The sequence below is a fragment of the Dokdonella aquatica genome, assembly GCF_051987395.1.
Lineage (GTDB): Bacteria > Pseudomonadota > Gammaproteobacteria > Xanthomonadales > Rhodanobacteraceae > Dokdonella.
Map to the genome: position 1 here is coordinate 1350044 of NZ_CP197094.1, position 17564 is coordinate 1367607.

Sequence of the window (17564 nt, forward strand, 5' to 3'; positions counted from 1 at the left end):
GCGTATCAGCGTGGAGGCGTCGATCTGCGGTACCGCGAAGCGATCGCGGCCACCAGCACCAGTCCGATGAAGATTACCCAGGCGATCCACCAGACCCACGCTGTCAGCTCCTGGCCGGAGAAGCTCCAGCCCGACAGGAAGTAGTCGGCCGCGAGCGATGGCTCAAACCCCACGATGCAGACGAACGCGATGGACCATCCGATCGCATAGCCGGCCAGCAACCTGATGAGGATGCGGAAGACCCTTCCCGCCTTCATTGCTCGACTACCGAGTGGCTGAACATGCACCTGCCTCCTGCCGTCCATGACAAGCGTCTCGCACGCATCGCCCCCTGCGCGCGCCTCGCGACCGCCATTCGAGGTCGCGTCGTGTCCCGCCTCAGCGCAGGTGCGGCGCCATCTTAGTCTCGAGCAGCGCAATCAACGCCGCATCCATGTAGTCGTAGTCATCGGGAATACCGAGGCAGATGACCCGCTTGCCGTCGAGATGACGCCTGAACCGGCTCGACAGCTTCGTGCGATGCGCACGCTCCATGACGAAGATCACGTCGGCCCAGGCGAGCAGCTCGGGCGTGACCGGATTCTCCGCATCGTGGTTCAGGCCAGCCGACGAGGTCTCGATGCCGTCACGGTCCGCGAACACCTGCTCCGCGGTCGGGCTGCGCAGGCGGTTCTGGCTGCAGATGAAGAGGATGTGTCGCATCGTGGTGTCCCCATGCCCGTCGACGCACCCGGAATCGGCGTGGTGATCCGGACGACAGCGGCGGGCTCCTAGCGGTCGCGTTTCTTGAGACGCTCGGATTTCTTCAACCATGCGTCGCGTTGCTTGACGTCGCCGAGCTCGGAATAGGCCGCGGCGATGTTCCGCGCGAATTCCCACCGACGCGTGGACGGACCACCCTTGCGGTGGTCAATCGCACGGCCGTAGAGCGTGATGGCGGCGTCGTATTCGCGCAACCTGAGCTTGGCGAATGCGAGCTCGGCGATCAGGTCCGCCGTCTTGTCGCTGGACGCCACGACAGGCTCCAGAAGCACGACCGTCTCGCCGTATCTGCCGAGCACGTTCAACGCGAAGGCATGCTCGAATGTCAGGCTGTTCGAGGAAACGCCGGCGGCCAGGGCTTTCATGACGTGATCGAGCGCGATGTCGCTCGCCCCGATGTGGTTGTAGTGGAACGCCCAGCGTGCGTGGTGCTCCCCGGGCGACCGTTCGTCCTTGTAGAAGGCCATCGATTCGGGTGCCGACGGCAGGCCGAGCATGGCCGCTTGCGGGCCCGTCAGGCATGTCGCGGGCACATTGGTGTCGATGCGATGGATGACACGCGATTGCCCGTAGAGCTCCGACGGCACCGCGCGGAGCACGCCATCCGAACGCTGCAAGGTTCCGTAGTGTTCGTACGTGAATCCCGCGTCCGGATCGATGTAGACGTAACCGAGGACGACGTCGCCACCCTCGGTCCGTGCCCCGAACCACGCTTTCTCGCATTGCGCGATCCGCTGCGCGAACGTGAGTTCCAGCGGCTCGGCCAACTGGGCGTGCGCCAGCGTCGAGCAGGCGAGGACTGCGGCGAACAGGATGACCTTCATCGATGACCTCGTCGGGATGACTCGCGTGTCGGAAGTTCGGGATCCTTCAGCCGGTCGACGCGGCCCGGCGGACAAGGCGCGTGCCGACTCGGCAGCGGCAGTGCAATCGACTGGAACACGATCCGTTCGATCGCCATGACTCACTCGCATCGGTGCACACGCAGCGAGCGTTCCGCGCGCGCCTCGCATGCGCGACATGCTCGCCTGCAGACACGTGATCCGCGGCACGGGAACCCGCTCACTCGACGATCGTGAATCCCGGTGGCGCGCGCCCCGGTGCCGGTACATCGCAGTGGTACATGTCGAGGTAGAGCGTGGTCGTCCTGTCTCGTCCGCACTGCACGCGATAGGCATCGACCATGTGGTGGTCGACCTGGCCGGGCGGGAGGCTCGCGCCGTCCAGCGCCCCCAGGACCATCGCCATCTCGTCGTCCTCGGACGTTCCGGGCGGGATCTCGTTGCGCAATCCGACGCTGCCGATGCGTTCGAATGTGGGGTGGGCGCCACCGGGGCAGACGAGGCGGGCGAGGTAGGCCCGCTGACCTGCGGGATGGCAGACCTCGATCGCCTGCTTCACGGACATGCCCAAGAGGCGATCCGGAGTTTCCTGCGCCTTGACGGGAAGCGTGTTCGAGATCGCGAACATCGCGAGTGCGAAGCGCAGCGGACCATGCTGGCGTGCCATGCGTTTCCCCTTCCGTGCGGAACGATCGTGCCTCGCGTTGTAGCGTTCCGGCATGCCTGTGGCAAGCGTCATCGGGCGATGATCGGCGCCACCGGGAAAGTCCCGGTCAAGGTACTGCAGGATCGAACCATCGCAGGGCGTGGCCTGCATTCGCCGATCCCGCGACGGGCACCCGCGTGTAACGTGTTCCGGCGCGTCGGCTCACGCCCCGCCCTGGACATCCCGGAACGAGTCGAAACTGTCATGGAACGTCCGCACGCAGTCTCTGCAGATGGTCGATATCCTGCAAGAGTGTCATGGGTGCCGTGCGGGCAGACCGTTCACTGCCGCCGATACGGACCGTACACGCAGGCATCACGCTGCGGGCCGATGCACATCGTCATCGTCGAGCCGCTCGCTTCGAAGAACGACATGTACAGCCGGCCCGTCGTGTCGCCGCTTTCGCCGTCGCAGTTGCGACCGCCATCGTCCCTGGCCACGGTGTAGGTGACCGTCGACATGCCGCTGTCGCGGTCGGTGCGCACCTCGTAACGCCCCTGCGTCCTCTTCTCGCCGTTGACGACCTCGCCGGTGCCGTCGGCGTGATAGGTGCGCACGATGCGGCATGACGTGTCCGGCATCGTCCATGCCCAGGTACCGACGAGGGCGTCCTGACCGGAGCCTTGCGAACAGGCCGACAGCGCGAGGGCGCAGCACATCGACGCAGCGAAACGGAAGGAACGGAAGGTCATGAGGGCATCCTGCGATCGGAAGGGACGGGAGATCGGGGTGGAAGCGTACGCCACGCGCATGGTCCCGCAGCGATCACGCAGGCGAGGTCCGTGAGGCGATCGGCTAACGACGCGATTCACGCAGCCGGTCCAGGAACCACGACGCACCAGGCACAGGCTCCGCATCGCCGCAGCGCACGAGGTACGCCTCGCCGGACATGCTGCTCTTCGATGCCGCGAGATCGATGAAGACTTCGGCCGACGTGACCAGTCCCTTCCTGACCAGATGCTCGTACTTCCTGCGCAGATGCGCGGTGGCCTTGTCCGCGTCGTACCCGCTGCCGTTGCGGAAGAACCTGCATCCCGAGTCCTGCAAGGCCGTGAACAGCTGCTCGATCTCGCGGACTGCTTCGGGCGGTGGGTGCTGAGCGACTGCGGCAACGGGAAGGAGCAGCAGGAGGAAGTGTGCCGGGATTCTCATGACGCGGGCCTGTTCGTCAGTCGAGGTACTTGCCGGTGTTCGCGCCGTCCTTGTGGCGAACGCGCGCCGTCGCGAGCAGCTCGGCGCCGAACAGTCGCGCATTGATGCCGCGCTTCTGACGCGACGCATCGCGTGGCATCCAGTGCGTGATGCAGCCGCACGTGCGACAGCGATGGAAATCGACATGCCGGCCGTTCCAGGCATACGTGTCGGTCAGCGAAGCATCGGGCAGCGACACGATGTCGACCACGTCGTGATACGCCCAGATCACGCCGTAGGCCACGCACAGCGAGCAGTTGCAGAGCGTCACCTCCGACGGAAGCGCGACGACCTCGATGTGGACGGCACCGCAATGGCAGGCAGCTCGCTCGGTCATGCAGGAACAACCCCTTCGACGTTGCCCGGGATCATAAGCGAGCCGATTCGGCGCGACGCTGACGTCGCTACCCACCGTTCGCGCATGAAACGAAGCGTGGTCACGTCGCGACCCTGCGCACGAAGTTCACCGTCATGACCGGCGAGGCATCGGCCGTGGTCGACCACTGCCCCGTCATCGCATCGCCGTCCGCCGAGAAGCGCCCCTCGAACGACAGCTCGGGGCCGTGGATCCGCAACGTACGGCCACGGAACACGATGCTCGACGCCGTGAACGAGCCATCGGCGTCGTACGCATGTGCGTACAGGCTGCGCCGGTCAGCAGCGAGTCCGAAGATCTCGACACCCCGATGAGGGCCGTCCGGCATGCGAACGCGCCACGTGTGCTCGAGGAACGCCGATCCCGGCAGCCAGCGGTAGACATCGGATCCCGAGAACGCGCGTCCCGCGTCCGGTCCCGCGAGCATCGTGCCCGTGGTGCGCCAGCGGCCGACGAGGCGGTCGAGCTGGCGCGTGAAACGCGAAGGTATCGGCATGGTCCGCGGTCCTCCGATGCGTGATGCGTGAGTCCGTATCTAGCGTTGCTTGCGCGTGCCGCGTTCTTTCCCTGCCCGCACTGCCGCCGCGAGCGCGGCGAACAACGCGTCGACGTCCTTCTCCGAGATTCGAGCCGATGCGGGCGGCGTGCGATCGGCATCGTGGAAGCGCGCGAGGTAGCGCGCACTCACGCAGAAGTCGCCGATGACAAGCTCGTTCGCGAGGATCCTGCGCAGCTTCACCGCTGCCATCGCACGATCCTTCACCTCGAAGGTGACGTCCATCGCGCCACCACCCGACGACCGCCCCGTATAGCGTCCGATCCTGCGCCTGCCGACCAACGCGATGAAGTCGTCGAGCATCGCCGATTCGCGCGGCGTCGCCGACCAGCTGCGTCGCAACCGGATCTCCACCCACACCTCGCCCGCCACGGGCTTGAGCCGCGTGGAAGGCGAGTGATCCGTGACCTGCGTCATCGTGCTGCTGGGCATGGTGGCGTCCTGTCGTGCAGGGCATCAAAGGCGATGGCTAGAGACGTTTGTCGAAGCGGACGCCACACGCCGGACAGGCATCGGGAGGATGCCTGCCACCCAACGCCTGTCCCACGCTGGCCTTGCACCTCGGGCAACGGATGAAGAAGAGGATGTACAGCACGGGAGCACCGAAGAACGCGAAAAGCGTCAAGCGGATGGTCCGGTCCTGCATATGGTCCGTGACGAAGGTCGCCACGGCGATGACAGACCCCGCCACGAAGGCCACCGCGCGGGCTCCGTTCAACCGGGTCATGAGGTGCTCGCGTATCGTCATGGCCGGGTTCCCCGACCCGACGGCGGCGAGATCGGCACCTCGATCATCGTCACGACGCGATCTCCGGAGATGCCGGGCGATACTCCCCATCGGGATCCAGGTCAGGGTACTGCCGCACGATGTGCATGACGATGTCGTACAGCGGGCCCGTCATGATCGTACCGAGGTTACGACGCAGATCTCGTCCTCGTCCGCCATGGCCTGCGTGACATGGGTGGCCTCGTCCAGACCGGGACCGAGCGAGCGGATCGCCGCCAGCATGCGTATCGCGAGTTCACGCTCCATGCCCACTCCTTTCAAACGAGATCGACGTCCGCTGCGAGCCCGTCGTTCTCCATGATGCCACCATGACCTCGGACATCCCGCACTACACGACGCAGGTTCTCTCGACCTTGCCTCGGCGCACATGCGGGCGATCGCACGAGCTGATCATTTCCGAAGCACACTCGCCGAAAGCACGTTGCCCGATCTTCTTGTCGAGAGGTGCCAGGCAGAAGGCTTCACACTCACTGTCATCCTTGCAACGGCGCCCGACGTCCGTCGGCAGCACGATGCACACCTCTCTCTCGCCCTGCATCGTCCACCATGCTCCGATCGCTGTGCAGTGCTCCGGTGTGTCGATATCCGAGCGCACGCCGGAATAGGGCCGAACCTCGACATGCAACGTGCCGTCGACGCCTCTCGTCACGGATCGTTCCTGGGACACGCAGCCGACGAGGCTCCACGCGAGGACGATGACCAGCCGGCTTGCCGCTCGCATCGTTGCCGACACACGGCAGACGGGTGGGAGAGCGTGCCGGGATGAGTCGTGGCTCAACGCCCCTGACTCGCGATCCACTCGCGCCCCTTGGTCTCGAATTCATCGGTGGTGAACGACATCGACACGATGCCGTTGCGGCGGCGGCAGGTGACCCAGATACGGCCGTCCACCGGCGCATCGGCGACCCAGCCATCACGCAGCGGGTCGCGGTCGCGGGCGATCTGGACGCGGAGCTTCTCGTTCTTCTCTGCCGCGATGGCGTCGTCGAGGAGCGGCCCGAGCGACGTGATGCCCGATTCCCTCACCGCCGAAGCGGCGAGTTCGCGAACCTTGGTGCTCGCGTCCCGCAGCAGGCGGGAAACCAGCTCGTCATGGAGATCGCCCCACGACAATCCGCTCAGCGCGATCAGTGCGCTGACGCGGCCGTGCACCACCCTGGCGCCCGCGAGCGTCCTGATCGCATCGCGTGCCGCCGGAAGCGTGCCCGCGAGCCTGGCGATCATCGCGGCGACATTCTCGGCGAGCGGCCTCCTCGGGCGCGATGCCAGCTCGACGAGCCGCGCGGCGGCTTCCGCATCGAGGTGTCCCGCGGCCCTCGCACTCGAGGCGATACCATGCGCCTCGAGGTACTCCGGCACCAGCTCGGGATACCTCGGCCGCAGGTAAGTTTCCAGCCATGACGACTCGCTTTTCGTCAGCACGTTCCATGTCCTTCGTGACGTCGTCCGCTCGCTCGGCCGATCATGGCGCTGCAGCGTATCGCTCGAAAGCCTCGATCACCTTGCGTGCGACGTCCTCGGGCGAGCCGTACACACCTTCCACGGCCGACTGCAATGCATCCTCGAGGACGTCGAAGCGCTCGTGGACATCATCCGGAAGGCCGGCAGCCTGGGCAACCTGCATGGCTTTGTGTAGCGAATCGATCACCGTGATCTCGCCTGACCTGAGCCGATCGAGCAGATCGCGCAACAGCCAGCGTCCGGCGGTGTCGTGGTCCGCACCCGACGCGGCGAAGTGCAACGCATCGAGCGCAGCGTCGCGATCGACGGCCATGGCGATACCGGCGATGCCCTCGGGCGGCGATCCGGAGGATGCGATCACCGCATCCGCCCACGCCCTGGCGTGCTCGAACGGCACCACGCCGACCACGATGCCGACCCAGAAGTAGGCACAGATCGTCGCCGTGCCGGCGTGTTCCGGAAATGTCCTGTGCGGCATGGCGTACTTCATGTCCCGGGTCGCCGCTGCTTCGACGTCATCCGTGCTTTGCATTGCACTTGCGCAGTCCCTCCACGAGCCCGTCGAAGTGGGATCCCGACGGATCCTTGAACAACGTGCAGAGGCGCTTGAGCTCCGGATTGGCGCGATACGCGGCCGCGAAATCGTCGAGCGCGTCGCCACCGGCGCGCTGCGCCAGGGCCAGAAGCGCCGGGTAGATCGGGAAGCCCATGCGTCCCGTGCGTGCGTTGCGCAGCGCGGCGTCGTTGACGAACAGCGGCACCAGGTCGTCCACGCTGCGCACGCCATCGAGGAACGGCAGAAGGTTCCCGCGCACCCACGGTTCGATGCCGTCGACCAGCGCCTGCAGCTGTGTCGCATCGGCGAAGCGCATGCGGCTGTCGGTGGCATGGCTCAGGTCGGCCGGCAGCGGGCCCGAGGTGAGATCGCGCAGATACCAGCGGAACTCGAAGTCCGTACCACCCGCAGCGCGATCGTAGTTCTCGCGACGCTTGACGAAGGATTCGGGCAGCAACGGCATCCACCGTGCCGTGAACGCTTCGCAGGCGAAGCCCAGTTCGCAGTAGACGCGCGCGCTCACCTTGTCGGTCGAGCGCATGACCCGCACCGCGAGCATCTGCCGCAGCTCGCCGTGGTCGCGCCGCACGAACGTGGCTGTCGTGCCGTCGGCGATCGCGAACTCCGGACCCAGCGCACCCTGACAGGCCTCGGCGATCGTCCTTCGCGCACGATCGAAGCGCAGCCCGCGCAGGTTCTCGGTCATCACCGAGTACGCGAAGTTGCTGATGGGGGGCAGCGGCTTTGGCGTGGCATCGGCCAGCTCGATGCAGCGCGGCCCCGGTCCGAACAGCATGCCGCTCTGTTCGTCCAGCACCTGCAGCCCTGCGGCGTCGGCATGCTGCGCGATCACCGTCATCACGCCGTCGTCGAGCAGGTCCGCGTTGATGAGGATGTTGACGACGGCGCCGTCGTGCTCGTCGGATGCGAGGCCTTCGGGCCACAGGTTGCGGTCGTACTCGGGTTCCTCGTCGTCATGCCCCGACAGGTCCGGATAGAACTCCGTGATGCTCTCGACGAAGCGCGCGAAGTGCGGGTTGCGGCCGGTCTCCGCGCGGCTGCGGTCGTCGGCCCACTTGACGGCCTCGCGCACGGTGGTGACGTGGGGGGCGTGGAAGAAGCGCAGGACGAAGCTCATCGAATGTTCCCGGGACAACGGCACATGAAGGGCGCCATGCCGCGGGAGGGCATGACGTGGAGCGACGACCTTTGTATCGTCCCGATCGGCGACGGATCAGGGCGATCGGTAGCGTCTCACGACGCCCCTTGCTGCCTCCATAGGCGGCCGAACGTTCCTGCGCGACACGACCGACATGCACGTTTTTCGTAGGGTGGAACCCGCGCAGCGGATTCCACCATCCGTGGCGAAGTCGTGCTTCACGGCGGAATCGCCTGCGGCGGTTCCGCCCTACCCAGCGGACGATCGCGGACAAAGGCAAGCGGTTACCGGCAACAGCGTGTCGACGTCAGCGAACCACCACGAAGTCATTCGCTTCGCACCATCGCTGCAGCTCCCGCTCCAGCGCCGCCTGCTCGTAGGCGCCCCACGCCTCGTACTGACCCGCCTGCATGAGGATCGACCTGAACTTCGCGTAGGCACCGCTGCGGCGGAAAGCCTGCCTGACGTCGTCCAGACGGTCGGCGAGATGCTCTGCCGCGAAAGCGATCGCGAGCCAGCTGCCCAGATCCATGTCGCGCCGGCGCGGCACCGGCGCAAACAAGGTGAGGTCGTCGATGTGGTCGGGAACCTCGTCCTCCATGCCTTCACCCACCATGTGCACGGCCCCGGTGGTCTTGTCGACATAGGCTCCGCAGTCGAAGCCCGACGATTCACCCGAGCTGACGAACTCGCAGGCGAGCATGAGATCGTCGAGGTTCACCGAGGGATTCTTTGTGTCTGTCATCGAGTCATCAATGATCGATTATTGGGCGCATGACCGTCCACAGCACCCGGTTCGTGATCGGATCACGTGATTCGTCTGGACGGCACCGCACAGCGGGTTCCATCATCGGCGGCGACGTCACGCCTCATGGTGGAATCGCCTCTGGCAGTCTCGCACCGTGCGCACGATGGCTTGTGCCGCCGAGCCGGATGGCAATCGTTGCGGTACCGACAGATGCGAAGAGCACCAGAAGCGACGCCCAGAACGCGATCGACACGCTCTGTCCATGACGCTCGTACAACCACTCGTACTGCCGAGCGATGCCCTGGATACGCCGTCCCTGCACGTCGGGCGGCGCGAGTCGTTCGATGGTCGCCATGGCGTCGTGTGCCATGCGGTTCGTCACCGACCGGTTCAGGAACGCGTCGCATGACCACATGAACGTGGTCACTCCGACCGCGCCCAGCACGATCGCGATGGCGAGAAGCGGGGCTCGGAACGTCGTCATGTCGATCCTCGGTCTTCCTGATCCGTCTCGTTTGACGGCTTCGTGCACCCCGCGGCCGTGAAAGCTCAACGCCGACGGGCATAGGGTCCGATCCCGTACCGACGCGCAGCGAAGTCTCCGAACACCACCGCGATATCGTCCGACATGCCGCTCAACTGGTCCTTGTCGCGATCGTAACGGGAGGCACAGACGTACACGATGGAGCCGCCATCGAATCCTATCGCGACGTCCTGCGGAGAATACTCCCTGTCCTGTCCCTCGTACTGGGCCTCCTCGGCTCAGCCGCCACGCAACTCGCTCCTCACGAGAGCGAGCACCTGCGCATGCGTGTAGGACGGGAGCAGATCACCCAGATGTCGGGAATCCCCACGGCCCAGGTAGGGAAACATCGGGATGAAGCTACGACACCATGCGAGAAAGCGCCCCGGCCATGGATAGCGCGTCGTGCACTTGCGTACCTCGAGCCGGCCATCGGGCCAAGGCTGCAGATCGATCACGTGATGGGTCGCGCCTTCCCACCAGTCCAGCGTCCAGTTGAAGGCATCGAAATGGGTATCGTGGCCGAGCGAAACACCCGCTGCGCTCGCCATGGAAGCAGCGATCGCGGGCAGGTCGGAATGGGCGTGCATGACGACGTGGAATCCGGGCGAAGGCCTTGGTGATCTCACAAAAGCTCCCGAGGTGCGATCACAACCTGGAACACGATGCCGAACGGCTCTTCACGTGGGGATGATCACATCGGACGATGCCCCGGGTCGATCCCGCAGCAGGATTCACCGCCCTGCCGTGGCAGGGCCCGACGCATGGTCCAGCGCTTGAGGGGTTCCTGCGGTCGCCGCGACGCGGCCTGCTTCCCGTCGGCACGCCGGATGAAGACACCCGCGACGCCATGGCGGTCACGAAGGACCGGCGGACCCGGATCTGGCCCACCGGGCCAGCCACCATGCCGCTGTCACATGTGCAGCGACGATGGCAGGCCATGCGGTGAGCCACACCACCACGGTGCCGTAGACGACGGCCATCGGAAGTGCTGCCAGATCCCGCGCCGGGACCGGCTTTTGCGCCGCAAGCATGAAGAAAGCGAATGCAGACGCCGATCCACCCAGGCTCGAGAACAGGTAGACGACGACGGGACAGAACACCAGCTCGAAACCGGGCCGCTCTCCATCGACGGGGCAGTACCAGGCACCCAGCCGATAGCCGAACACGGCGGAGAGCAGCACCGCCACGACCAGCCCGCTGACGATCTGCCACGGAACGCTGCCCAACCCGGACTGGAACACGAACCAGGCCATGGAGATCGCCATGGCGGCCGACAGCAGGACGGCTGCTCTCGTACGCATGCGCCTCGTGAAAGTGTCTGCGTTCACTCGTGCATCACGCACGTTCGTCCGGGAGCACCGGCTGCCACACGGGATCGCGTGGTTGGACCCGTGGGCATCGACGAGCCTAAGCCCGCTCTCGCAGACCGCGCGGCCTTCGCGCCTCCCATCGAGGAGAGTCGTTGAATGCGGCAGCAGGCTTCCGGAACGTGGAGCGCGAGCATCGCGCGACCGCGGCTTTGCATGACCCATCCCGTCACGACGACCGCTCCGGCGAGTCGTCGCGCGACTCGTTCGGATCGACCACGAATACGGAGATCACACGCCAGATGCCTTCTGCTTCGCGAAGGTGGACGAGCCCCGCGCCGTAGCGGCCACTCGCGCAGAAGAGCGCGTCGCGAGCGGCAAAGCCGACCCTCGAGAGGCGCATGACGGGGAGCCGCCGTGAACCCGCTTCATGGTGTGGAAGACCCTTCGCGTCCAGCGCTGCCAGTTGGCGCGAGTTGGCAACAGCGGCACGACCGCGAAGACGCGACACGTCGGCGAAACCCGCGCCGGGGCGATTGGCTTCCCGGAACGCAGCGACGAGCTCCGGTGGGAGGCCGTGGTCGTCCGAAGATCCCGCGCCGCACAGGGTCGGGGCGCTCGCGATGGCGAGCTCCGACGTGTCGAGGGTCGCGAGGAATGCATCGTAGACACCCGGTTCGGGGTCGAGCCAGCGAGATGCTGCGAACGTCGCCAGCCCTGCGGTAAGCGCGAGCGTGAGCACCAGGACGCGAACGGGCTTCATGACACGCGATGCTCGACGGGAATAGCTCGCTCCGGGCGTCCACGACGATGCCTCGAACAGAGCGGGTGGGAACAGCGGCCCGGCATGTGCCGCCCCTTGTTCGCAGCCCTGAGGATCGCCGCGCGCAACGTCATCGCCGGCCATGTCGACCAGTGGTAGGCGTGGTGCCAACCAGGCGTGGAGGGGCGTCTGTTGTGCAGGATCGGCATCAGTGAACCACCGTCACGAAAACTCGATGCAACATCACGAAAGCCTCCGGGAAGGCCTTGCAACGACGAACCGCCCCCTGCCGCGTGCTCCTGCCCATTCGTCGGCAATGCTTCCGCCATCAACCTGTGGCCAGCAGCGTCGGAATCAGAGCTTCTCGAGCTTGACGTTCGAGGCCACGCGACGATCAGGCGCCGTTGTCTGGTCGAGGAACAGGAACACATAGAACGCGTCGTGCCGGCTCGCATGGACGAGTTGGGCCGTCAGTTTGGCGTTCAAGGGATTACGGTGGGGAATAAGGTCGAGGACCGTCGTTGCGACGACCTTGTGCTTGCGCTTGAAGTCTTCGCCGAGCTTGGGAGCCTGACCCAGCACGCGATCGAGCACGATACCCAAGCTGATCCTGTCCAGCGACGTGGAACCGTCGACTCCGGCTCCCGAGACTTCGATGCCGGGAACCGACGCGCCGCCGAAGCGCGACGAGAAAAGATCGAAAAGACCAAGCGAGGCCTTCTTCGCCTCCGCGAAATCCGTCCCCTCGTACAACCACACCTGGATGTACTCGACACGATCCGATGCATCGAACACGAACGAGACCGTCACCTTGCTGTCGAGGAAACGCGCGTGACGCGTCTCGAGTCCACCCGTGAGGGCGACCGGCTCGAATGGACCGAATTCGGTCGCCTCGAGCACCTTCTCTCTCGTGTCCCCGATGTTCCATGGACCGATATGGAAGACATCCTGACTTGCCGCCATTCGCGGCAGGAGCACGATCAACAGGAGAAAGAACACTCTCATACGCGGCTCCGATCCCTCGAGGTGATTCCTTGTGTCACTGCGCAAGGGCATGACTCAGCATCATGCGCCACGGAAGAACCTTACCCCGATGTCGCGTCGGGTTGAATCCTCTTCAGCGGCGGACACGCCGACTGAACCGAACCACCGCGACACGTGCAGACGTCGGAATCTCCCGGAACGCAGCGAGCATCCATTCGAGTGCCGCATCCTGATCGAAACCGCCGGAGCCCGCACCGATGATCGGGAAGGCTACCGACGAAAATCCATGCTCGGACACACGCGCCATGGCGGAGTGGACGGATCCCTGGATGGAAGCGGCAGATGCCCGCCACAGCATGTCGATGCCTGCGACATGGATGATGGCCTTGTGCGGGAGCTTCCCGGCCGACGTGACGACGGCTTCCCCGAGGGGTATCGGTCCTGCCCGTCCCACCTCGACGAAGGGCCGATAGCCCGCCCGGCGCTTGATCGCGCCCGAAACGCCTTGGGGTATCAGAAGCCACCACGGAATGATGTTCCTGTTCCAGGCATTGACGATGACGTCGGTTTCCTGATCGAGAAGATCGCCGTCCACCAGTTGCGGTTGCATGAGAGTTCCGGTCTCCAGTGATGGAACGATCCCGCAACACAAGGACGCACAGACGTGCGGAATCGCTGCGCATGCTCCGCTCGTTGTTTCGAAAGGCATCGAGCCTGCACGCGACCATGTGAGGCGTACTCATCCCGTGGGACAGCTCATCCATCACGCAGTTCCGGCGTGCGTGGTTCATCGGCTTTCCCGTCACGGCGTCGCGAACGGATCAGCCCCCAACCTGCACGAACCGCCACACCACTGCCTCCGGCTTCACCGACGCGCAGATCGGACCGCCGTCGCGCATCGTGCCCTGCACGCGGGCCTCGAGGATGCCGCTGGCGGACAACGCCTGCTCGACCACTTCGCGTGGAATCGAGGCGATCTTGAGTTTGGCACGACGCGTCCAGTTGGTGCCGTGCTGGCCCGCGAGCGTGCCGGAGTTGAGGTAGACGAAGCGATCCGCGGGTGTGCCCTGCGCGAATTCACCGAGCATGTTCGGCGAGCCGTCCGGCAGCGGCGTGCCGAGACGCAGCGGGAACTCGAACGCGATGACGTCGCGCTCGCCGCCGGACGGTACGAGCAAGCCGTCCTTGCCGCGCTGCACGGCGAACCGGACGCCGGCCGGCGGATCGATGACGATGATGCGCATCGTGATCGTCGGCGGTACTGGATCGCGTTTGCTCATGGCTGGGAACTCTTCGACTTCATGTCGTCCATGGAACGGGCACGTCCAAAGCAGCGTATCGACACGCGGGAATCGTGACGCGTGGTGTCGTGAGGCAGCGCAGGATCGAACCCATCATGCGGCCTGGATGCAGCGCCCGACGCCCGGAACCTGACCGCCTGGCTGCGATGCCTGACGCCACCGCAGCGCACAGTCGAAAGCCTGTGCGGATTATCGGGCGAGCGAGCTCGAAGTCGTCCTCGTCGCACCGCAGCTGCGTTGTGCTCGAACAGCGCTGTCACGATCCATCCGATGCGTGCGTTCGCACGAGGCGAAGCGTTCCGAAACGACGCAGCAGCGCGCCTTGCAGCAGGCCGAATCCCACCAGGATGGCGGTCAATGTGCCGAAATGGACGATCATCTCCAGCGAGCCGGATGGCTGGATGCCTCCCGTCTCCGCGTCGAAGTCGCCGGACATGAGCAACGGCACCAGACAGGCAGGCAGCAGCACGGCCATGAAGGCCGCGCCGATGAGGTGACCGTACGCGTAAGCATGCCTGGCATCGCAACGCTGGCAGATGATGAACGTCGGCCACTGCAGCGCCACGCGCAGTGGCGACATGCGATGGCGGCAGGAGAGGCAGGTGATCGACATGAAAGGTGCCTCGTTGAGTCGGACCTGGAAGCGGCGGCCGGAATGAAGGATTCAACCAGCCATCGGGGCGGTCGACGCGCGCCCGCCCGGGTTGGAATCGGTGATGGAGTGGTGCCGGCCCGCGCACACGACGTTACGCCCGTCAGCGGCACAGGGCACGCGCCATGCCGATAAGGAAACGTGAAGCCCATCGCTTCGCCCGACCAACACTTGGCTCGATGGCGGACATGTCATGGCGCGGAAGCCGGAACCCGCACTCGTCGCGATCCACCACCCCATCGCCGACGTGTCGGAGGACGCCGTCATGTCAGGTAGTCCCACGCCGAGAGCATCGTCTCGACCTGCTCCCGATCCCCGACGAACGCCGTCAGACGATCCCTGATCTTCGCGACCGCGGACGCGGTCGGCTCGTCGTCGATGAAGTCGGTGTCGTCCAGGGCGACATAGGCTGCCGCGACCGTGGCGAGCGATCCGATCGCCGTCATCAGATCGCCGGCGAAGACCCTCGGCGTCCACGAGCCCGCACCGTGGAAGGCAAAGAGGATGGCCCCGGTCGACTTCTCGAGAATGAAAGGATCGCCGCCCTGCTCGGCGACGACGAGCCAGTCATCGTCCCAACCCTGCAGTCTGTCGAGCGGATCCTTCGACCAGGCATAGCCCGCCTGCAGACGCTCGAGCTTGTGGAGGGGAGGAATGCGTACGGGATTGCCTCCCACCGTCAGCGTGCAACCGACCGGCCCGACGTTCTCGTGGTGCGTCTCGCCCCAGGGCCCGACCTCGCGATAGAACGCCGCGACGGCCTCGGGCAGCGGATCGGTGCCGCTCCAGTCGGTTGCAGCTTGCGGGCGCAGCGCTCCGAAGGGTTCGAGCAACGCCTTCACGGATGCAGGGTCCATGCGCGGGATCTCATGCGGGCTGATCGGCGGGGCAGCATCGGCATGCAAGGTATGCTCGGGCAAGCCATCAGGAGGTCGGTCATCGTGATAGTCGTCAGGGCTCGTCGCCGAAAACGAACTCGAACGACGTGTAGAACGGACTGGTCGGCGGCGTGAACAGCGTGGCGTCGCGGAAGGCCTTCTCCACGCATGCCGTAAACACAGTGGCATTCTCGTGCCATGTGGCCTGCACCTTGCCCATGGCGTCCAGCTTCATGACGATCGTGAAGGATGGAACGGTTTGCGGTAACGGCGACGGCATGCAGGCGCGGAACGCTGCTCGACCGACGCCGCTCAGGGATGCGCCCAGTCGTTCGCCCTGTTCCTCGGTCAATGCGGATTCGTGTCGGTCGGCGAGTGCCTTCGCGTCGTCGAAGCGCATCGTGTCGGCGGCGATCGATGCGACGAGGACAAGGGAAGCGAGCATGAAACCCTCCTTGGCAATCAACGTGACGGAGTATGCCGCGCTTCGCGTCTGCACCGCGTGACGAACCGTCAGCCTACCGCGCTGACCTCTTCGAGGTAGACCCCCGTCTCCGTGCCATTCGACGCGAGAATCAGTTCCAGGAGGATGTCGCGCCCGTTGTCCGTCGGAATGCGCTGCTCGACCAGCGCGAGCAGTCCCGTATCGTTGGGCTCGAACCAGCTCACGGTCGGCGGCGTCGAGGGCGCCTCGCCCAGCGCCGTGGCGCCGAGCTCTTCGAGGCTGCAGGCAAGCTCCTCACGGATGGCGATGGCCGGATCCCGATCGTAGGCCAGCGCGTAGCCGAACCGCTCCGCCAGCGTGGCGAAGTCACCCTCGCACAGCAGCCGCGTGGCCTCGACGCCGAAGGCCTCGAGCGTCTCGACACCGGGTAGCCCGTCGACGATCGTCATGTGATCACCGATGCTGGTGGAATGCGCGACATCCCTCAAGACTCCGGATCGAAGGCGATCTCGCGAACTTCCTGCGTGCAGCGACACGCCGCCGCAATCCTCGCCGCCCAGGCATGCGCCTCGTCGCGCGACGACACCTCGAGGATCGAGAACCCGCCGACCACGGCCTTCGTCTCCGGTGCGGGCCCGGCCGTGATCGCTCCGTCCGTCGCGACATGCGTCGCCTGCTGGCGCAGGATGCCGCCGCCGAAGATCCACACGCCGGCGGCCTTCGCCTCCCGTACGACCTGGTGCGACACCTCGCTCACCGAAGGCAGCTCGTCCTCGCTGATGTGGGCCATCGAGCCGTCGTCGAACGAGACGAGGTAGCGCTGTTTCGTGGTCATGGGGTTCTCCGTGCGGTGGACTCATGGTGCCGGTCGGGACGATCGGTTCGAGGCGATCCGTCCTGATCGACGAACGGAGCCGTCGTTTCTCGACATGACAGGGTGGATTCCGCGGACGGAAGAATGTGCCACGCGTCGGTCCGCGTAATCGAGTTGCATCACCTTGGATCGGTGGGGGTGCTGGATACTACTGGCGCCTGGTGCCGGGACACCGCCTTGCGAACAGTGGGTGTCCCGAATGCTGTCCCGAACGCTGTGCGGCCCAGCAAAGGCGTCAGCCATCACCGCCATCACCGCCATCACATGGCATTTTTCTGGACTTGAAGACCATGTTGGCCTTCTTGTGATGAGACTCCATCACGTCGTTGTCCAACCAACGGGTGTCATAGGTGTCCGTGAAGATCGGGTCCTGCACATCCACAGGCCTTCCGTCGATCGTCGTGGTCACCGTGGTGTAGCTTTTGCCATGCTGTGACCACGTGCCTTCCTCGCGCTGAACCGGGCCGTCTTCCGGGATGAACGTGATGCTGAACGTGCCGTCGGCCCTACGATTCATGACCCATTTCGCCCGTTGCGAAAGCACAGGTTGAAAGTCCTCACCGAGCCAACAACCGGTCAAGAACATCTCGTTGTCCGTGCGACTGGCTGCCCTGCCGCATGAGGCCAGGCCTATGAATGCCACGATCGCGAGCAGGAGGTTGGCAGGTGATGGCGTGTGCATGGGATGAT

29 protein-coding genes are annotated in these 17564 nt (G+C 65.3%); all 29 read right to left on the minus strand.

The genetic code is table 11. The annotated features are described in order from the left end of the window. Positions 1-5: 5 nt before the first annotated feature. The 29 genes from ACQQ2N_RS06030 to ACQQ2N_RS06170 all read right to left on the minus strand — a co-directional run bounded on the left by ACQQ2N_RS06030 (position 6) and on the right by ACQQ2N_RS06170 (position 17460). On the minus strand, positions 6-257 hold the full coding sequence (locus tag ACQQ2N_RS06030) for a hypothetical protein (RefSeq protein WP_440224791.1): 252 nt from the start codon (positions 255-257) through the stop codon (positions 6-8). A 121-nt stretch (positions 258-378) separates the two neighbouring features. Continuing rightward, the gene (locus ACQQ2N_RS06035; RefSeq protein ID WP_440224792.1) at positions 379-702 is read right to left on the minus strand and encodes a low molecular weight protein tyrosine phosphatase family protein; all 324 of its coding nucleotides are present in this window, start codon (positions 700-702) and stop codon (positions 379-381) included. Between the two features lie 68 nt (positions 703-770). Continuing rightward, positions 771-1586: a hypothetical protein gene (locus ACQQ2N_RS06040; RefSeq protein ID WP_440224793.1), complete on the minus strand. Its 816-nt coding sequence runs from the start codon at positions 1584-1586 to the stop codon at positions 771-773. Positions 1587-1824: 238 nt separating this feature from the next. Next, entirely contained in the window at positions 1825-2421 is a 597-nt protein-coding gene (locus ACQQ2N_RS06045) for a hypothetical protein (protein ID WP_440224794.1), read from the minus strand. 170 nt (positions 2422-2591) lie between these two features. After that, entirely contained in the window at positions 2592-3002 is a 411-nt protein-coding gene (locus ACQQ2N_RS06050) for a hypothetical protein (protein WP_440224795.1), read from the minus strand. Between the two features lie 103 nt (positions 3003-3105). Then, positions 3106-3462, minus strand: a complete 357-nt coding sequence (locus ACQQ2N_RS06055) for a DUF5329 family protein (protein WP_440224796.1) — start codon at positions 3460-3462, stop codon at positions 3106-3108. 16 nt (positions 3463-3478) lie between these two features. Further along, entirely contained in the window at positions 3479-3838 is a 360-nt protein-coding gene (locus ACQQ2N_RS06060; RefSeq protein WP_440224797.1) for a GFA family protein, read from the minus strand. Positions 3839-3938: 100 nt separating this feature from the next. Continuing rightward, positions 3939-4373 carry a DUF1579 family protein gene (locus ACQQ2N_RS06065; RefSeq protein ID WP_440224798.1) on the minus strand — a complete coding sequence of 145 codons (435 nt, stop codon included), beginning with the start codon at positions 4371-4373 and terminating at the stop codon, positions 3939-3941. 39 nt (positions 4374-4412) lie between these two features. Next, the gene (locus tag ACQQ2N_RS06070) at positions 4413-4865 is read right to left on the minus strand and encodes a hypothetical protein (protein ID WP_440224799.1); all 453 of its coding nucleotides are present in this window, start codon (positions 4863-4865) and stop codon (positions 4413-4415) included. Between the two features lie 37 nt (positions 4866-4902). Then, on the minus strand, positions 4903-5181 hold the full coding sequence (locus ACQQ2N_RS06075; RefSeq protein WP_440224800.1) for a hypothetical protein: 279 nt from the start codon (positions 5179-5181) through the stop codon (positions 4903-4905). A 150-nt stretch (positions 5182-5331) separates the two neighbouring features. Next, on the minus strand, positions 5332-5466 hold the full coding sequence (locus tag ACQQ2N_RS06080; RefSeq protein ID WP_440224801.1) for a hypothetical protein: 135 nt from the start codon (positions 5464-5466) through the stop codon (positions 5332-5334). Positions 5467-5548: 82 nt separating this feature from the next. Further along, the gene (locus ACQQ2N_RS06085; protein WP_440224802.1) at positions 5549-5869 is read right to left on the minus strand and encodes a hypothetical protein; all 321 of its coding nucleotides are present in this window, start codon (positions 5867-5869) and stop codon (positions 5549-5551) included. A gap of 125 nt (positions 5870-5994) precedes the next feature. After that, entirely contained in the window at positions 5995-6642 is a 648-nt protein-coding gene (locus ACQQ2N_RS06090) for a hypothetical protein (RefSeq protein WP_440224803.1), read from the minus strand. Between the two features lie 40 nt (positions 6643-6682). Further along, positions 6683-7171: a hypothetical protein gene (locus tag ACQQ2N_RS06095; protein ID WP_440224804.1), complete on the minus strand. Its 489-nt coding sequence runs from the start codon at positions 7169-7171 to the stop codon at positions 6683-6685. A 25-nt stretch (positions 7172-7196) separates the two neighbouring features. Further along, positions 7197-8375: a hypothetical protein gene (locus tag ACQQ2N_RS06100; RefSeq protein WP_440224805.1), complete on the minus strand. Its 1179-nt coding sequence runs from the start codon at positions 8373-8375 to the stop codon at positions 7197-7199. A gap of 328 nt (positions 8376-8703) precedes the next feature. Next, the gene (locus ACQQ2N_RS06105) at positions 8704-9117 is read right to left on the minus strand and encodes a hypothetical protein (RefSeq protein WP_440224806.1); all 414 of its coding nucleotides are present in this window, start codon (positions 9115-9117) and stop codon (positions 8704-8706) included. 148 nt (positions 9118-9265) lie between these two features. Continuing rightward, positions 9266-9628: a hypothetical protein gene (locus ACQQ2N_RS06110; RefSeq protein ID WP_440224807.1), complete on the minus strand. Its 363-nt coding sequence runs from the start codon at positions 9626-9628 to the stop codon at positions 9266-9268. A 278-nt stretch (positions 9629-9906) separates the two neighbouring features. Then, the gene (locus ACQQ2N_RS06115) at positions 9907-10257 is read right to left on the minus strand and encodes a hypothetical protein (protein WP_440224808.1); all 351 of its coding nucleotides are present in this window, start codon (positions 10255-10257) and stop codon (positions 9907-9909) included. A gap of 267 nt (positions 10258-10524) precedes the next feature. Continuing rightward, positions 10525-10971: a hypothetical protein gene (locus ACQQ2N_RS06120; RefSeq protein ID WP_440224809.1), complete on the minus strand. Its 447-nt coding sequence runs from the start codon at positions 10969-10971 to the stop codon at positions 10525-10527. 235 nt (positions 10972-11206) lie between these two features. Beyond that, positions 11207-11740, minus strand: a complete 534-nt coding sequence (locus ACQQ2N_RS06125) for a hypothetical protein (protein ID WP_440224810.1) — start codon at positions 11738-11740, stop codon at positions 11207-11209. Positions 11741-12094: 354 nt separating this feature from the next. Next, positions 12095-12745, minus strand: a complete 651-nt coding sequence (locus ACQQ2N_RS06130) for a hypothetical protein (RefSeq protein WP_440224811.1) — start codon at positions 12743-12745, stop codon at positions 12095-12097. Positions 12746-12857: 112 nt separating this feature from the next. Then, the gene (locus tag ACQQ2N_RS06135; RefSeq protein WP_440224812.1) at positions 12858-13334 is read right to left on the minus strand and encodes a macro domain-containing protein; all 477 of its coding nucleotides are present in this window, start codon (positions 13332-13334) and stop codon (positions 12858-12860) included. 211 nt (positions 13335-13545) lie between these two features. After that, the gene (locus ACQQ2N_RS06140; RefSeq protein ID WP_440224813.1) at positions 13546-14004 is read right to left on the minus strand and encodes a DUF5990 family protein; all 459 of its coding nucleotides are present in this window, start codon (positions 14002-14004) and stop codon (positions 13546-13548) included. 277 nt (positions 14005-14281) lie between these two features. After that, entirely contained in the window at positions 14282-14638 is a 357-nt protein-coding gene (locus ACQQ2N_RS06145; protein ID WP_440224814.1) for a hypothetical protein, read from the minus strand. Between the two features lie 302 nt (positions 14639-14940). Continuing rightward, positions 14941-15597 (minus strand): hypothetical protein, encoded by a 657-nt coding sequence (locus ACQQ2N_RS06150; protein WP_440224816.1) that lies wholly within the window; start codon positions 15595-15597, stop codon positions 14941-14943. 31 nt (positions 15598-15628) lie between these two features. Then, a complete protein-coding gene (locus tag ACQQ2N_RS06155) occupies positions 15629-16000 on the minus strand; it encodes a hypothetical protein (protein ID WP_440224817.1) in 372 nt (123 codons plus the stop codon). 68 nt (positions 16001-16068) lie between these two features. Beyond that, a complete protein-coding gene (locus ACQQ2N_RS06160) occupies positions 16069-16449 on the minus strand; it encodes a hypothetical protein (protein ID WP_440224818.1) in 381 nt (126 codons plus the stop codon). 35 nt (positions 16450-16484) lie between these two features. Beyond that, positions 16485-16835 carry a YciI family protein gene (locus ACQQ2N_RS06165; RefSeq protein ID WP_440224819.1) on the minus strand — a complete coding sequence of 117 codons (351 nt, stop codon included), beginning with the start codon at positions 16833-16835 and terminating at the stop codon, positions 16485-16487. Positions 16836-17109: 274 nt separating this feature from the next. Then, positions 17110-17460, minus strand: a complete 351-nt coding sequence (locus ACQQ2N_RS06170) for a hypothetical protein (RefSeq protein ID WP_440224820.1) — start codon at positions 17458-17460, stop codon at positions 17110-17112. Positions 17461-17564: the final 104 nt, after the last annotated feature.